The 15,521-nt window shown below is 69.6% G+C and carries 15 protein-coding genes and 1 tRNA gene; 8 read left to right on the top strand and 8 right to left on the bottom strand.

Annotated elements, in window-relative coordinates; genetic code table 11:
- Positions 1-29: 29 nt before the first annotated feature.
- The 4 genes from ACX93N_RS06150 to ACX93N_RS06135 all read right to left on the bottom strand — a co-directional run bounded on the left by ACX93N_RS06150 (position 30) and on the right by ACX93N_RS06135 (position 6,626).
- Complete coding sequence (locus ACX93N_RS06150; protein WP_459427525.1) at positions 30-2,534, bottom strand: TonB-dependent receptor; 2,505 nt, start codon at positions 2,532-2,534, stop codon at positions 30-32.
- Positions 2,535-2,692: 158 nt separating this feature from the next.
- The gene (locus ACX93N_RS06145; RefSeq protein WP_459427524.1) at positions 2,693-3,895 is read right to left on the bottom strand and encodes a CaiB/BaiF CoA transferase family protein; all 1,203 of its coding nucleotides are present in this window, start codon (positions 3,893-3,895) and stop codon (positions 2,693-2,695) included.
- 2 nt (positions 3,896-3,897) lie between these two features.
- Positions 3,898-5,604 (bottom strand): amidohydrolase, encoded by a 1,707-nt coding sequence (locus ACX93N_RS06140; RefSeq protein WP_459427523.1) that lies wholly within the window; start codon positions 5,602-5,604, stop codon positions 3,898-3,900.
- On the bottom strand, positions 5,601-6,626 hold the full coding sequence (locus ACX93N_RS06135; RefSeq protein WP_459427522.1) for a DUF2235 domain-containing protein: 1,026 nt from the start codon (positions 6,624-6,626) through the stop codon (positions 5,601-5,603). Before ACX93N_RS06135 ends, ACX93N_RS06140 begins: the two co-directional genes overlap by 4 nt.
- Before the next feature lie 64 nt (positions 6,627-6,690).
- On the opposite strand from ACX93N_RS06135, the gene ACX93N_RS06130 reads away from it, so the two are divergent.
- The 5 genes from ACX93N_RS06130 (at position 6,691) to ACX93N_RS06110 (ending at position 9,847) form a co-directional block, all read left to right on the top strand.
- Positions 6,691-7,518, top strand: coding sequence for a cupin domain-containing protein (locus ACX93N_RS06130; RefSeq protein ID WP_459427521.1), 828 nt, complete (start codon positions 6,691-6,693; stop codon positions 7,516-7,518).
- Positions 7,519-7,563: 45 nt separating this feature from the next.
- Positions 7,564-7,640: transfer RNA gene (locus ACX93N_RS06125), tRNA-Arg, on the top strand.
- Positions 7,641-7,756: 116 nt separating this feature from the next.
- Positions 7,757-8,011, top strand: coding sequence for a hypothetical protein (locus ACX93N_RS06120; protein WP_459427520.1), 255 nt, complete (start codon positions 7,757-7,759; stop codon positions 8,009-8,011).
- Between the two features lie 94 nt (positions 8,012-8,105).
- Positions 8,106-8,906, top strand: coding sequence for a DUF3108 domain-containing protein (locus ACX93N_RS06115; RefSeq protein ID WP_459427519.1), 801 nt, complete (start codon positions 8,106-8,108; stop codon positions 8,904-8,906).
- Positions 8,903-9,847 (top strand): alpha/beta hydrolase family protein, encoded by a 945-nt coding sequence (locus ACX93N_RS06110; RefSeq protein ID WP_459427518.1) that lies wholly within the window; start codon positions 8,903-8,905, stop codon positions 9,845-9,847. The genes ACX93N_RS06115 and ACX93N_RS06110 overlap by 4 nt, the downstream gene beginning before the upstream one ends.
- 4 nt (positions 9,848-9,851) lie before the next feature.
- Here ACX93N_RS06110 and ACX93N_RS06105 read toward each other — a convergent pair whose 3' ends face one another.
- The 3 genes from ACX93N_RS06105 to udk are packed head-to-tail and all read right to left on the bottom strand — an operon-like array spanning position 9,852 to position 12,287.
- Positions 9,852-10,364: a DUF427 domain-containing protein gene (locus tag ACX93N_RS06105; RefSeq protein ID WP_459427517.1), complete on the bottom strand. Its 513-nt coding sequence runs from the start codon at positions 10,362-10,364 to the stop codon at positions 9,852-9,854.
- A gap of 55 nt (positions 10,365-10,419) precedes the next feature.
- Complete coding sequence (locus ACX93N_RS06100) at positions 10,420-11,640, bottom strand: NupC/NupG family nucleoside CNT transporter (RefSeq protein ID WP_459427516.1); 1,221 nt, start codon at positions 11,638-11,640, stop codon at positions 10,420-10,422.
- Positions 11,637-12,287, bottom strand: coding sequence for a uridine kinase (gene udk / locus ACX93N_RS06095; RefSeq protein ID WP_459427515.1), 651 nt, complete (start codon positions 12,285-12,287; stop codon positions 11,637-11,639). Before udk ends, ACX93N_RS06100 begins: the two co-directional genes overlap by 4 nt.
- 170 nt (positions 12,288-12,457) lie before the next feature.
- Here udk and ACX93N_RS06090 point away from each other — a divergent pair, with 170 nt between their 5' ends.
- The gene (locus ACX93N_RS06090) at positions 12,458-13,549 is read left to right on the top strand and encodes an adenylate/guanylate cyclase domain-containing protein (RefSeq protein WP_459427514.1); all 1,092 of its coding nucleotides are present in this window, start codon (positions 12,458-12,460) and stop codon (positions 13,547-13,549) included.
- 21 nt (positions 13,550-13,570) lie between these two features.
- Here the strand turns inward: ACX93N_RS06090 and ACX93N_RS06085 are convergent, their stop codons facing one another.
- Entirely contained in the window at positions 13,571-14,638 is a 1,068-nt protein-coding gene (locus ACX93N_RS06085; protein ID WP_459427513.1) for an SMP-30/gluconolactonase/LRE family protein, read from the bottom strand.
- A 430-nt stretch (positions 14,639-15,068) separates the two neighbouring features.
- On the opposite strand from ACX93N_RS06085, the gene pufB reads away from it, so the two are divergent.
- Together pufB and ACX93N_RS06075 are read left to right on the top strand one after the other, a co-directional pair.
- Positions 15,069-15,233, top strand: coding sequence for a light-harvesting antenna LH1, beta subunit (pufB, locus tag ACX93N_RS06080; protein ID WP_035517902.1), 165 nt, complete (start codon positions 15,069-15,071; stop codon positions 15,231-15,233).
- A 12-nt stretch (positions 15,234-15,245) separates the two neighbouring features.
- A complete protein-coding gene (locus tag ACX93N_RS06075) occupies positions 15,246-15,392 on the top strand; it encodes a light-harvesting protein (RefSeq protein WP_459427512.1) in 147 nt (48 codons plus the stop codon).
- The last annotated feature ends 129 nt before the right edge of the window (positions 15,393-15,521 follow it).

Here is a 15,521-nt window from a genome sequence, read left to right as displayed (position 1 = left end):
GCGCGCCGGCATCCGGCCGGCGAATACGCTCAGAACCTGGCCTGCAGGCGGAGACCGTAGACGCGCGGCTGCGGCATGTGCAGCAGGTAGGCGCGGCCGGGTGCGAAACCGTCGGGGTTGCCGAGGTCCACGACACGCTGCCCGTTCGTAATCTCGTCCCCATCGAACGCGTTGTCCACGTAGGCCATGAGGCGGTAGCGGTCGTTCTCAATGCCGAAACGCAGGTTGACCCGGTAGAACTCGGGCAGGTAATTGAGGTTCGACTCGTCCATGTAGCGCTTCGACCGGTAGAGGGCGGTCGCGCCGGCGAACCATTCGTAGCCCCCCGCCAGCTGCCCGAAGTAATCCACCGCGGCGCTGGCCGCGTGCTTCGGGTTCTTGCCGACATAGTTGCCCGAGAAGTCCGCGTCGATGTTCCCGGCCTCGGTCTTGTTCAGCGCCGTGGACCCCTCCTCCGTCTGCACGTAGCGGTCGAAGACGGCATCGGTGTAGGCGTAGGCCGCCGCCAGCTGCAGGTTGCTGGTCACCAGCCAGGTGGCATCGAACTCCGCGCCCCAGACCTCGACGCGGGCCGCGTTAGTGATCCCGGGAATCGGTGTCACGCTGCCGGGCGGCACCTGCTGCACGCCGATCTGCTGGTCGCGGTAATCATTGAAGTAGAGGGCCCCGTTGACGCGCAGCCGGTTGTCCAGCCACTCGGTCTTCGCGCCCACCTCGTAGGTCGTGACCTCCTCCTGTTCGTAGCGCTGCCCCTCGAGGATCACCGCCTCGTTGGCGGCAAAGCCCCCGGGCTTGAAACCGGTGGTGACCGACGCATAGTAAAGCGCTGCCGTCGATGGCTGGTACTCGACCAGCACCCGGGGCGTAAAGATGTCGGTCTCTACCCGGTCCTCGTCGAAGCAGTCGTAGGCGACGTTAGGGTATTTCTCGGACTGGGGCACATCGCGGTCATCCGTCTCCGGTGGACAGAATGGCAGCGGCACCTGCTGCTGCAGGCTCACCTGCTGGCGGGACCAGGTGGGGACCCGGTAATCGATCCTGTCCCAGGAATAGCGGCCCTCTGCCGTGACGCGCCACCGGTCATTCAGCTGGTAGCCGAAGGACAGGAACAACGACTGGTGCTCCGTTTCCCGGGACTGCGGGTTCGTGGCCTTCGCCCCCGGGTCCGGTTGCGTGGACAGGTTGAAGGGCGGACCGCCGAGAAGAGAGTCGGGGTTGCGCATCCAGAACAACGACGAGTTCTCGAGCTTCGCATCCTCGTAGAACAGCGCCCCGCCGACAATCCAGCTGAAATTGCCGTGCTCCCCGATGTGGCGTAGCTCGTGGGACTGGTGCTCGAAGTCGTAAGCGAGGCGGTTGATGGTCGACGTCGAGAAGGAAAAGGGGTCCGTCGCCGGGTAGTCCGTGTAATCTGTATCGGACCGATCCTCACTTTCATTGTCCATGAAGCCGCCGAGGTAGGTCAGCGTGCCGTTCCAGACTTCGTAATCGGCCTGCAAGGTGCCAAAGCGCTGGGTCTGCTCCATCCCGGGGAAGGGCGCCCCGGTGGCCGGGTCGAGGCTGAAGTCGATGTCCTCCTCCCCAGCGTCGAGCTCGCCGATGACCACACCCCGGGTGCATGCCTCGAAAACGGGCGCCGGCGCACTATCCAGGTCGTCCGGGCAGGGCAGTCGCGGCGACCCCGGCGGGCCGGCGCTGAAGGTGCCGCCGGGCACCGGCAGGCGCTCGTTCCAGGTGAAGATCGCCGAGGCAGGCTGACTGTACTCCTCGTCGCTCTGCTGATAGCGCGTGTAGACACGAAGACGGTCCGAAGGGGTCCAAAGCAGCGCCAGGGAGCCGGCCAGGGAATCCTCGCTCCCCACATCGGCGCCCGTATTCGGGTTGTCGTAGAAGCCGTCCAGCTCATGGCGGGCGACGGACGCCCGGAAGGCCAGCACATCGTCGATGAGCGGGCCGGACATGCCGGCATCAATCGTCCGGCGCCCGCCATTGCTCGCCTCGGCCCCGGCGCGGGCCTCCCAGTCGAAGCTCGGTCGGCGCGTGACGACGTTGATGGCGCCGCCGAAGGCGTTGCGCCCGTAGAGCAGGGTCTGAGGTCCTTTCACCACCTCCATGCGCTCCACATCGAGGAGCCGGGTGTACAGCGCCGAGGATCCGCCGGGGATACTCAGATTTTCCGTCGAGGCGTCGACGTAGTCGATCAGCACCGCCACGCTGGGGCGGCCGCGCTCGTTCTGCATGCCCCGCATGGCCGGGCGCGTGTCCTGCACGAAGCCCCCGACATCATAGGTCACGCCGGGAAGCAGCATGCCGCTGTCGCTGAGCGTATCGAAACCCTGCCTCGCCAGTTCGTCGGCGGTAAGCACGCGTAGCGAGATCGGAACGTTCTGGCTCTTTTCCTCGACTTTTCGCGCTGTAACCAGAACCTCCTCGAGCGCGAGAGCTTCTTCTCCCCGCGCTGCAGACGACCCGGAAGCCGCTGCGATCGCCAGGGTTAGCAAGCTGAGCCTGGCGGCAGCAGTTGTCGTGCGCATATCGGTGTTTCCTTCTTGACGGGCCAAAGCGAACAGGTCTTCGCCGACAGGCGAGACCACCCTGCAGGCAAGAGGGTTGATGATTGAGCCGCCCGGTGTCAATCTAACTTGACACTTTATTGCCCGAACCTTGATCTCGGGCATGCAGCAGTCACTGTTCAACGCGCGAGCACGGCGGCCCCCTTGGCGACGAGTGCGTCGATAGCCTCCGGCGCGTAGCCGAGTTCCGCGAGCAGGCTGCCGGTGTGCTCTCCAAGGCTTCCCAGGGGCAGCCGCGCGGGCAGACGGCAGCCGCCGAAGCGCGCCGGGTGCGCGGGGCTGCGCAGGGGGCCCAGGAGCGGGTGAGTCTGGACCTGCACCGAGCCGGTGGCCGCCAGCTGCGGGTGCTCGATGGTTTCCTCCAGGGCCAGGCAGCGGCCGCCCGGAATATCCAGCTCCCGGAGCAGCGCTTCCACCTCCGCCGTCGCCCTGTCGGCAAAGGCACCCTCGAACCGGTCGAACAATTCATCGAGGGCCGTGGCCCGCGCGCCGATGGTCGCGTAGCGCGGGTCCTCGCAGAGCGCCTCGTTGCCCGTCGCCCGGAACAGCCCGTGCCAGTGGTGGTCCGTGAAGGGGGCCATGGCGAAGAAGCCGTCGCGGGTGGGAAAGGCGCGGTAGGTGTTCCTGAGCTCGGAGCGCTCGACCACGCCGTCGCCGGTGAAGGTGTGCTCGGACATGCCCGCCGGCCAGAGGAAATAGAGCGCGGCATCGAGCATGGACAGGTCGATGCGCTGCCCCGCGCCCGTGCGCTCGCGCTGGAAGAGCGCCGCGGTGGCGGCCTGGCAGGCGGTGTAGGCCGTGACCTCGTCGCAGACAAAGGTGCGCACGAGGTCCAGCTGCCCGTCGCGCCCCTGCACCGCCGCGAAACCGCTCATGGCCTGGATCACGTGGTCGTAGGCAGGCGCCGAGGCCAGGGGCCCCTCGGTGCCGAAGCCGGAGATCGACAGGTAGACAAGCCCCGGGTTATCGGCACGCAGGGTCTCGTAGCCGAGGCCCAGGCGCTCGAGCACTCCCGGGCGGTAGTTACTGATCAGCACGTCGGCCCGCGCCGCGAGCTGGCGGGCCACGGCCACCCCCTCGGCCTGCTTGAGATCCAGGGCGATGGACTCCTTGCCGCGGTTGCAGTTGGCGAACAGCGCGGACACCCCGGCAGCCGCGGTGCCGAGATAGCGCAGCGGGTCGCCGATCCCCGGCGGCTCCACCTTGATGCCGCGGGCGCCCTGCTCGCAGAGGAGCGTCACGCCGAGGGCGGCGGTCACCACCGTGGACAGTTCAAGCACCGTGATGCCGGCGAGGGGCAGGTTGGCGTCGGCCGTGGTCATGGTCAGGACTCCTTTGCCAGGGGGTGCGGTTCTCCCTCGAAGACCACGCCCCAGATTTCGATGTTGGTGAGGCCGCCGGCGCCGGTGGCGTAAGGGTCGGCGTCGAGCACGGTGAAATCGGCGCGCTTGCCGGCGCGGATGGAGCCGATCTCGTCCTCCCAGCCCATGACCCAGGCGGCATCGATGGTAATGGCGCGCAGCGCCCGGTGCAGGGACACCCGCTCTTCGGGGGCGCGCAGCCTGCCGTTGATGGTCACCCGCTGTGCCGCCGCGGCAGCGAGGCGCAGCGGCTCCAGCGGCGCCATGGGCGCATCGGAGTGCAGGGCGAAGGGTACGTCGTGGCGCGCGAGCGAGCCGAGGCGCACCATTTGCGCTGCCCGGTCGGGCCCGAGCCAGGCCCCGGCATAGAGGTCTGACAGCAGGTAGTGGTAATAGGGATTGGCGGAGACTACCGCGCCGAGAGCGGCGAGCTGCCGGGACTGGTCCTCGGTGCTGTAGGCAAAATGCTCGAGGGTCATGCGGTGATCGGGCCGCGGCGTCTCCGCCTGCAGCGTGCGCAGCAGCTCGATGAAGGCCGCCGCACTGGCATCGCCGTTGCTGTGCGCATGCAGCTTGTAGCCGGCGTTCCAGAAGGCGCGGGCCCACGCCGTGGTGACCTCGAGGGGCGCCATCCACAGGCCGTGGTGGCCATCGAGGTAACCGGGCGGCCCCAGCTGCGCCAGGCCGCTGAAAATGGCGCCGTCCATCATCAGCTTGAAGTGCCGGTCGATGAGCACACGGCGCGAGTTGCCTTCCCGCCAGGCCTCGATCTCCGCCAGCGCCTCGGCCGGCGTCTTACCGCGGGCGAGGAAGTCGGTGATGATCGGCGTGAGCACGATGCGAACGGGCGCCCCGCTCTCCTCCGCGGCGCTGCGGACCAGGGCGATCTCCTGCGCCGGGTTGCCGAAGATGCCCGTGCCCATATCCAGGGCGGTGGTGACGCCCCCGCCATGCAGCATGGCGAGGAAGTTGTCCATGCCCGCGCGAAAGCGGCTAGGCTCAAACAAAAAGGCGAGCCGGGGCAGCAGGGCCTTGAGCCCGTTCTCCCAGAAATGCCCCCGGTTCCAGTCCGCTTCGGCCTGGCCCTCGGCGTCTGCCTCCGTGATGCCTAGAAGTGCCAGCGCCGCATCGTTGGCGATGATTTCGTGGAAGGAGCGATGCCAGAGCATGACCGGCGTGTCGCCGAACCAGGCGTTGAGCCGCGGCCGGTACACCTCGCCGTGCCAGAGCGGATGGTAGCCCCAGGCGATGAAAGGCAGCGCCGGGTCGTCGTGGGCCGCGACCAGCTCCCGTAACCGGGCCTCGAAGGCCGCCGGCGTCCGCGCGCCGGGGAACTCGCCGGCCGGCAGGGACCAGTCGTCCGGCGCGAGGAAGGGGAACTGGGTGAGTACCGCTGGCAGCGAGGGATGGACGTGCGGGTCGATGAAGCCGGGCATAAGCACCTTGCCGGCGAAACGCCGGTCCACGGTACCGCCCCGTGCCGCCCGCAGCGGCTCGAGGGTCTCCTCGCTGCCCACGGCAACGATGCGGCCATCGGCCACCGCCACCGCCGTTGCCCGCGGCAGGGCCGGTTCCATGGTGATGACCTCGGCGGCCGTGTAGACGGTCAGGGGCGCACCTTGAACCGCGGCGGGCAGCACGAGGGCCAGCAGCAGGAGTACTCCTCTCATTGGCCCTCCTCTGCCTGCTCCAGCAGCGGCCGCAGGTTCGGCGGCCGGTAGCCGGGGTCCTCATGCCAGCGCGCGCGCACAGAAGGATGCAGGCGCGTGGGCCGGCCGGTGTGCTCCAGGGGCCGGGGCTCCGCGCGGCGCAGGCGGTAGATGTGCCGGCGGGAGTCGTGAATTTTCGCGGTCGGGCTGCAGCGGAGGCTGGCGCGCAGGTGCGGCTCGAACTGCAGGCCCGCGGCGGTGGCCTCCGCCATCATCCAGGCCAGGGGCTCGTCGGCGGCGACAGCTTCGCCGGCTTCCGTACCGCGGATGCCGCCGCCCACGTCGCCGTGGGAGCCCGCGAACCACGCCTGGTCGAGGTCCAGGCCCGCCCGCGGCTCCCACAGCGTGGGCTCGAAATCCTCCCGGCGCTCATCGATGGCCAGCGCGTGGCGGGCGATGGCGACGTTGCCGCCGAGCTTGGTGTCGTAGAACTCGTCGTTCTTGTCGAACAGGCCGAGCACGGAAAAAGGGATGCCCAGGGCGCCCACGGTGTCGAAGGCACCGACAAAGTGAATGCGCCGGGAGCGGTGGCTGTACCGCTTGCGGAACTCGACCGAAGCCTTGCCGGAAGGCCTGTAGGCCTCCCCCGTACGCTTGTAATGGGAGAAGGCCTCGATGATCCGCCGTGCATCGGGCCGCTTGAGGATGCCGCAGTTGTTGATCAGCCCGCACAGGGCGCGCACCGTGTAGGCGCCGCGGCTGTAGCCGAACAGGTAGATGCGGCAGCCCGGGGTGTAGTTCTGCACGATATAGCGGTAGGCGTCCATGATGTTCTTGTGGATACCGAGCCCCGCGACGCCGCCGCGCACCCGGTCGTAGTAGGAACCCACGCCCCAGTCGTAGAACACGTGCTGCGCACTGCCGTCCGCCGTGACCGGCCGCACGGCACGGGCGAGGCGCAGGATGTTCGTGGGCACGTCGCCGTCCTCCTCCTCCGGCCGGTTCCAGGTGCCGTCGGCACAGATGACCAGGTGCTTTGCCATGGTTACTCCCCGGCGGCGCTTACCGCCTACAATCGTTATCGTTATTGCCAGCCCGGAGCATGCCATGACCCGACGCGTTGCCACAGCCCTGCTCGCCCTCCTCATGCCTCTCGCAGCAGCGGGCGCTGAACCACCGGGCTCGGCCGCGAGGGCAGAGGAACTGGTCGACACCCTGGGGCTCAAGCCCCTCAACCTCGAGGCAGGGCTGTTCACAGTCGAGCGCGTCTCCGACCTCCCGGTCACCGCGGGCGACGGCCGCTCCCCGGCAAGCAACGCCATCTACCTCATGCTGACCCGGGACGTGCCACAGAACTACATCCAGTGGCTCTACAGCGACGACTACCAGGTGCTCATCGAGGGTGGGCCGGCGGACTACTACCTCTTCTACCCGGACGGGAGCAGCGAGAAAATCACCATGGGCCGCGACGTGGCGGCCGGCCAGCGGCCGCTGGTGCCCGCCCCCGCCGGCAGCGCCAAGGCCATCGTCCTCGCCCCGGAGGCGGAATACCTGCTGGTCGGCTCCATCCTGTCCCCGGCCTGGAGCCCCGCCCGCGCGCGCATCGGCATCGACGACGCCTTCGTCGAGCGCTACGCGGGCACCTCGGACTGGGCAACGCCGGACTTTCTCGCCTTCCTGGCGGGGCCGAATACCGCCCACGTAGCCGGCGGCAGCGAGGCGGACCTCGCCGTCACCGTCGCCGGCGACGGCCAGTTCCTGTGGCAGGGCATGCAGCTCACGGCAAAGCAGTTGCGCAACCAGCTGCGCAAGTTCCGCAAGGAGCGCCCCGACGCGCCGGTGTCGCTCACCATCGAGCCCGATGCTCCCGCGCCCGCCGTGGCAGCCGCCCGCGCAGCCCTGGCCGAAGCCGGCATCGCCGCGCCTATCCAATAGGCGGGGATTCCGTTAGAATCGCTTCCCCCAATCGGGGCATCCCGACCGCCCGTAGCTCAGCTGGATAGAGCGCTGCCCTCCGGAGGCAGAGGTCTCAGGTTCGAATCCTGACGGGCGGGCCACCCCGGTGAGGGTCCTTTCCCGGTAGTTCCTTTCAGCCCTTTGCAGGCGGCGTGTCGACGCCGTCAGCCATGGCCGCTAGCGTACCCAAGGTACCCGGCGCGTTGAGGCAGGACCCATGAGAACCCCGCTATTCATTCTTCTGGCCCTGGCGGCTGCCGTGGCCCGAGCACCCGCGACCGCCCTGGAGGCCGAGGCAGACCTCGCCACCTGCAAGCGCTGGCACCAGCGCATCGAGCGCTACACGCGGCTGCGCCGCGGCGGCGGGTCGGCCGTGCAGATGGAGCGCTGGCGCCAGGCGCGGGCCGCTTACGAGGCGAAGTTTCGCGCCGCGCGCTGCCACCGCTGGGGCCGGCAGCTGCGCGACGGCTGAGAGCCGCGGCATATCCGGCTTCCTGTAGCGGGCGGCAGGCGGCGAGCGGCAGCACTCGCTATACTGGGCGGGCGGCAGGACAGAGAGGTACAGCGTGCCAGCCAGCACTCCCGGGGCCCGTGCCCAGTTACCAGGACGACCGCTCACCGGCGCCATCGCGGCGCTGTGGCTCGCCGCCGCGGGCGCGGGCAGCCACGCGGCGGCTACCGATGGCGCTGCCGCGAAGACCGCGGCCGGCGAAGAAACGCGCCTTGCCCCCTTCAGCGCACAGTACCGCGTGCGCTTCAGCGCCCTGCCCTTCAGCGCCCGGGCGGAGCGCAGCCTGGCCCGGGAGGGCGAGCACTGGCTGTTCCGTTCCGAGATCGACGCGCCGCTCCTGTCGCTGCGCCAGTCGGCGCGCCTCGATACGGCGCCCGCGCTGCGCACGCTCGAGTATCGCTATCGCCAGGGGGGACTGGCCCGCCGTCGTGAGCGAGTAGTCACTTTTGATCGAGCAGCCGGCATGGTCCGCCGCAGTGGCGACAAGGAGCGGCAGCACCCGCTTGTGGAACCGGCCTGGGACCCCCTCGGCTGGCAGCTCGCCCTGCGGCGGGACCTTGCTCGCGACCATCCGGACCTCGCGGCACGCTACCGGTATCGCGTGAGCGACGGCGGTGCCTACGAGGACTACAGCTTCGCGCCCGGGATGAAGGAGACGATCACGGTCCCCGCCGGGACCTTCGAGGCGCTGCGTCTTACCCGCGCCCCGGTTCCGGCGGGAGAAGAGGCCACCCGCCTCTGGCTGGACCCGGCACGGAACTACCTGCTGCTGCGCATGGAGCTGGTCGACGAGGACGGGCGCGAGCTCAGCGTCAGCCTGGCAACGCCGCCCGCCCCGGCGGCAGTCACGCCATGAGACCCCTCGGCCACCTGCTCCGCGCCGGCGCCCTCGCCGGGTTCCTCCTGCTTCTTGGCGCAGCGGCTTTCCTCGGCTACCTCCTCGCCGTGGCGGCGCCGGAGCCGGATTACGAGAAGCGCCAGGGCCAGCTGGCCAGTGCCGAGGTCCTGGCGAGCTACCCCTTCGAGGGCAGCCGCATCGAGGAGCTGCGGCTCACCTCGTCCAGTGGCGTGCGCTTCGAGGTCGCCCTGCGCATCCCCGACAAACCGCTCCCCGGCCGCCCGCTGGTGCTGCTGCTCGCGGGCAACGAGACCGGGCGCAAGGCGGCGACGCTGATTCGCAATCCCGGCGGCGTGGCCGTGGCAGCGCTCAGCTACCCCTTCAGCGAGATTCCCTACCGCGACTGGCTGCCGCTCCTGGCTGCGCTCCCGGACATCCAGCGCGGCATCCTCGATACGCCGGCGGCGGTGCTGCTCGCCCTCGACTACCTGGTGGCGAGGCCGGACCTGGCCCCGGAGCAGGTGGAGCTGGCGGGTGTGAGCTTCGGGGCCTACCTCGCCGCGGTTCCGGCGGCGCTCGACGCGCGCGTGGACAGGCTCTGGCTGATCCACGGCTCCGGCGAGCCCGCGCAGGTGATCGAGTACGGCCTCGAGGGGCGCCTGCCGTCGCCCTGGCTGCGCCGCGCGGTGGGCGGCTACCTGGCGCGCATCGCCGGCGCCACGCACCTGTCCCCGGAGCGCTGGGTGGGCCGCTACGCGCCGCGGCCGCTGGTGGTGATCAATGCCGATGCGGACGAGTCGATCCCCGCCCGCGCCATCGCGGCGCTGCACGAGGCCGTGCCGCGCGGCACGGAGATCCTGTGGACGCCGGGAGACCACGTGCATCCCAAGCGCCCCGAAATCATGGATCTGCTCTCGGCGATGATCCGCGAGCGCGTTTACGCTGCCGCGAGCCCCTGAGTGCCTACCAGCCGCCGGTGCCGGGCTCGCCCTTGACCGGCCCGGCAATGTCGCTGGTCATCCAGCCGCCGTAGAAGCCGCCGGGCTGCGGCCGAACCCGCTCGTCGTCCACGAAGCAGGCCACCTTGCCGGGATAGAAGCTGAGATAGCCCGCGAGGGCGGCGAAGCGCGCCGCGGGTTCGGGGTAGCACCAGGCCACCGCGCCCAGCTCGGGGGCGTCCCGCAGGGCAAAATAGCTCGCCCGGCCCTTCCACTCGCAGAAGGAACGGTCACTGACCGGCTCCAGCTCATCGAGTGCGCAGGCCGCGGGCGGCAGGTACCAGGTGGGCGGGCTCGCCGTCTCCAGCAGGCGCACCGCCGCGCGGCTGTCGCACAGGCAGCGGTCGCCGTGCAGGACCCGGACCCGGCGCGTGTCCGGCGCCGCGACCGGGGGCCGCGGGTAGTCCCACACCGACTCCTGGCCCGGGCCCGGCTCCTCGGCGAAGGGCGGGCGCCCCTGTCCACGGTAATTCCACATGCCCACAAGGCTAGCCGGGTGTGCCGGGTGCGCCAAGCGCGCTGTCAGCGCCCTCTCAAGCCAGGGCGAGGAAGAAACCGGCAATGGCCGCGCTCATCAGGTTGGCCATGAAGCCGGCGAGCACGGCGCGCAGCCCGAGCTCGGCGACCTCGGCCCGGCGCGAGGGCGCCAGCGTACCGATACCCCCGAGCAGGATGGCGATGGAGGAGAAATTGGCGAAGCCGCAGAGCGCGAAGGAGACCACCGCCTGCGCATGGGCGCCGAGCTGCGCCCTGTCCTCCGAGAAGGCCGCGTAGGCCACGAATTCGTTGAGGACGAGCTTCTGGCCGATGAGGTTGCCGGCGACCACGGCCTCGTCCCAGGGCACACCGAGCAGGAAGGCGAGGGGACGGAACAGCGTACCCAGCACCAGCTCCAGCGACAGGGCCTCCAGACCCACGAGCCCGCCGGCCCAGCCGAGGATGCCGTTGAGCAGGGCGATGAGGCCGATGAAGGCGAGCAGCATGGCGCCGATGTTCACCGCGAGGGAAAGGCCGCTGCTGGCCCCCGCCGCCGCGGCGTCGATCACGTTCACATGGGGCTCCACCTGCGGCTCCGCGGTGGCGTCGGAGACCCGCTCCGGCTCGGTTTCCGGCACCAGCAGCTTGGCCATGAGCAAACCGCCGGGCGCCGCCATGAAGCTGGCCGCGAGCAGGTAGCGCAGCTCCACCCCGAGCGCGACGTAGCCGGCCAGCACGGAGCCGGCGACAGTGGCCATGCCCCCGACCATCACCGCAAAGAGCTCGGAGCGGGTCATGGCCGGCAGGTAGGGGCGGATCACCAGCGGCGCCTCGGTCTGGCTGACGAAGATGTTGGCCGTGGCCGACAGCGATTCGGCCCGGCTCGTCCCGAGGAGGCGGCGCAGGGCACCGCCAAGGACGCGGATCACCCAGCCCATGACGCCGAGGTAATACAGCACTGCCATCAGCGACGAGAAGAAAATGATGACCGGCAGGACCTGGAAGGCGAAGACGAAGCCGAGCCCGCCGCCGCCGAGGTCACCGAAAACGAAGCCGATCCCCGCGGACGCGTAACCGAGCACCGCGTTGACGGCGCCGGCCAGCCCCTCGAGCAGCGCCCGGCCCGCCGGCAGGTAGAGCACCAGGCCGCCGAGGCCGACCTGCAGGGCGAGGCCGGCGAGCACGGTCCGCCAGGCAATGCGGGAGCGGTCCGCGGACGCGGCCCAGCCGACCAGCAGGAGCAGCGCCGCGGCCAGCGCACAGAGCAGCGCAGTCAAGGAGCGGGAGCCGCCGGCTCGGCCGCCAGGTGGGACAGAACCAGGCGCTTGACCACATCCAGGGCCGCCTTGTTACGGCCGCCGCCGGTGATCACCATATCGGCGTGGCGCGCACTGGGCTGGATGTACTCGAAGTACATGGGGCGCACGCTCTCTTCGTACTGCCGGAGCACGTCGGCGACGCTGCGGCCGCGCTCGTCGAGGTCCCGCGAGAGGCGCCGCAACAGGCAAAGGTCCAGCGGCGTGTCGACGAAGAAGCGGATGTCGAAGAACTCCCGCAGCCCCGGGTGGGCCAGGAGCAGGATACCCTCCACGAGCACCACCGGCGCCGGCGCGATCCGCTCGTGACGCGCTGCGCGTGTATGGCGCTCGTAATCGTAGACGGGCACCTCGACGGCCTCGCCGGCGCGCAGGCAGTGGAGGTGCGACAGCAGGAGATCCTGTTCGAGGGCATCCGGGTGGTCGTAGTTCACCCGCTCGCGCTCGGCCGGCGGCACGGCACCCTGGTCGCGGTAGTAGCTGTCTTCGCTGATAAGCGTGAGGCCGAGGCCCGGGGCTCCCGCCTGCACCGTCTCGCGCAGTGTCTGCGCGAACAGGGTCTTCCCCGAGGCGGAGGGACCGGCAATCGCGATGAAATAGGTGCGCACGGCCGTCCCTCGCCTTGCTCCGACTCCGGCTGCATTCTACAGGGAATGCACAGAGCCGGGAGAGGGGCGCCTTGCCAAGGGGCGGCACCGTGCTAAAGTGCCGCTGGCATCGACGGCGCTGCGTCAGCGCTCCGTGCCGGCTTCACGCTCCCGGGTTGAGGAGAGAGTTCTTGGGCACACTGGATCTGGCCGGTTCCTCCAGTGGACGCGTCAACGCGTTCCTTAGCGAGCTCACCGCCAGTGGCGGCAGACCGCTCTCCGTGACCACCCAGGCGCGCCTGCTGCAGCTCGCCTGCGACCTGCTCGACCCCCTCCCCCCGGCGACGGTACCCGCCACCCGCGAGGTCGCAGTGCTGCTCATCGATCTGCGCGATTTCTCGACCTTCGCCGCCAGCCGGCCGGCGGAGGAACTGCTCGCGGTGCTGACCCCCTTCCTCACCCGGATGACCGAGGTGGTGCACGATCACGGCGGGTTCGTCGACAAGTTCCTCGGCGATGGCCTCCTGGCCCTGTTCGGCGCCCCGGAAGCCACCGAAGACCACCTCGCCCGCGCAATCGCCTGTGCGGTCGACATGCAGATCGCCATGGTGGCCCTCAACGCCGCGCACACCGCGAGCCGGCTGCCGGCCATCCACGCGGGCATCGGCATCAACAGCGGCGAGGCGGTGGTCGGCAGCTTCGGGCCGCCGGCGCACCGGGAGTACACGGCCATCGGCGACACCGTCAACTTCGCCGCCCGGGTAGAGGCCTTCAGCCTCCGCGGCCAGGTGCTGCTCAGCGAGCACAGCTTCCGCGCCGCGGGCGACCTGGTGGAACCCGGCCGCGTGCGCGAACTGCGGGTGAAGGGCCGCGACCGGCCGGTGCGCCTGTATGAAGTCGCCGCGATCACCCGGCCCGCGCGGCGCGAGGTGCCGCGGATCGAGTCCCGGCGCTCGCCGCGGGTGAGCGTGGACCTGCCGCTGCACTACTACCCGGTGCTGGATACGCGCCCGCTGTCCGAGGCCCAGCGCGGCCACATCCTCAACCTCGGCTACGACGGCATGCTCACGCGTCTGCCGGGAGCGGGCCCGGTTCCCGGCGAAATCCGCTTCACGGTAACGCCGGAGCTCGCCTCAAACGAGCACAGCGAACTCGTGGCGCGGCGCCTGCACCAGCGGCCCGCGGGCAGCGCCTGCGACGCGGCCTTCGCCTTCCTCAACACGGGCACGCCCGGGCACGAGGCGGTGTGCCGCTACGTGGACCGCATGCTCTGGCGCCGCTGACGCGGCGCTCGGTGCGTTCCCCTAGGGGGCGCGCACCCGCAGCACCCGGTCGCCGACATAGGAACCGATCCACAGGCTGCCCGCGGCATCCACGGCGACCGTCCCGGCCCCCATCGGTGGCCCTTCGTGGCGGAAGAGTGTCTCCTTGGCCAGGGTGTCCGGGTCGACGGCGATGATGGAAAAGGGCAGCAGGCTGACCTCGTCCCGCGGCTGCCGCAGCGAGCCCAGGAGCGCGAACAGGCCGGCGTGGTGCGATGCGATCAGCAGGCGGCCGTCGGCCGCCCAGCTGGCGTTGTCCGGCTTCTCCACCGCGACCTCGCCGAGCCGCTCACCGGTGGCGAGGTCTATCTTGCGCATGCGGTCGGCAAGGTACTCGTTCAGGTAGAGCGCACTGCCATCCGGCGACACGGTGACGCCATTCGGGTAGCGGCTGGCCGTACCGGGCTGCTCGCTGAAACCCGTCGCCGGATCCCAGCGGTAGACGAAGCCCGTGTCGCGCCCGAAGAGGGCAAAAATAAAGGAGCGCAGCTCGGCGCTGCGCGGAGCCATGTGGCTGACGACGAAACCGCCCTCCGGCAGCGCGGCCACGTCATTGAAGTAACCCTCGGGCGGCGCCTCCACGCAACCGCGCCAGGCCAGCTGCGGGGGCACTTCCCCGCCCGGCTCCCCCGGCGACAGCTCGAAGAACTCAACGGATTCCCGGCCGGCGTGGTTCACCGCGAGCAGCTGCCAGCGGTCGTCGCCGCGCCGCGAGAGGTCGAGGCCATGCAGGTGCAGGGCGCTCTCCGGGGGCGGGCAGGCCGGGTCGCCCCAGCCATCGGCCGGCGCGATCGCCGGCGTGACCGCGGAGGCTCCCGGCGCCTGCGTATCAACCAGCACGAGGCCGCCGGGATCGCCCATCTGCCCGACGACCAGGTAGCGGCCGCCCGGCGCCCGCACGATATCCTCGGGACCGACGAAACCGCACACCGGCACCAGCCCGTCGACAGCGTCGCAGGGTGGCGTGTCGGCGGCAGCGGCGCCGGCAGCGGCGAGCGCGGCGAGAAGACAGGCGGCCAGGCGGCGGGCGCGGTGCAGGGGCGGGATCATGGCGGATATCCTTATTCTTTCCGGTTCTTTCCGGTTTTTTCCGGCTCTTTCCGGTGCTGTCGTTACGGGGCGGGTTGCGGTGCCAGGCTCCCGAACCGGCGCCCGCGCGGATAGCGCGGCAGGTGGCCTCATTGTAGGGGGTCACCCTGCGGCAGGCGACCGGGCACTTCGACGGAGCACGGCACCGGGAGCCCCCATCGGCTGAAACCTTGTCCTGTGTCAATTTGATTTGACAGTTTTAGACGACAAGTTTTGTTGACACTTTCGGCGGACGTTGCTAGCTTTAGTGGTAGCCGGGACAGGTTCTTCAAGGGAAATTGGAGAACTGGCTGTGGCGCCCGGTTGATTGTTTCAACCGGGCTCTCCTGCTCAAGCGGGGTAGCACGAAGGCTAACTCAGGTTCAGACCGCTATATTGAGGGAGACAACATATGGCAACTGATATCAACGATCCCGATCGTGTATGGCCGACTGGCCTGACGATCAAAGAGTCCGAAGAACTGCACAAGCACGTCATTGACGGCGCGCGCGTGTTCTTCGCCATCGCGGTACTCGCACACATTCTCGCGGCCGTACTCACGCCGTGGCTCGGCTAAGGAGGAGAAACCATGAACCAAGGAAGAATCTGGTGCGTTGTTAACCCAACCGTTGGCCTGCCGCTGTTCCTGGGCTCGGTAGCGATTATCTCGCTCATCGTGCACACCTCAGTGCTGAACAACGTCCCCTGGATGGCGGCGTTCTTCGCAGGCAGCTAAGGTTGGCGTAGTTACCGCGGGCAACCGCGGACTTTCGGGGGGCGGCCCCGGTCGCCCCCCGCCTCACGCCGGTTGAGCCTGACCGTGGGCCACCAGCGCCGAGGGGAGGAAAACACGGTACACTCGAAT

The sequence above is a fragment of the Pseudohaliea sp. genome, from assembly GCF_054552115.1.
Note: the sequence above shows the minus strand (reverse complement) of the source record. Positions and strands in the feature narration are given on the sequence as shown.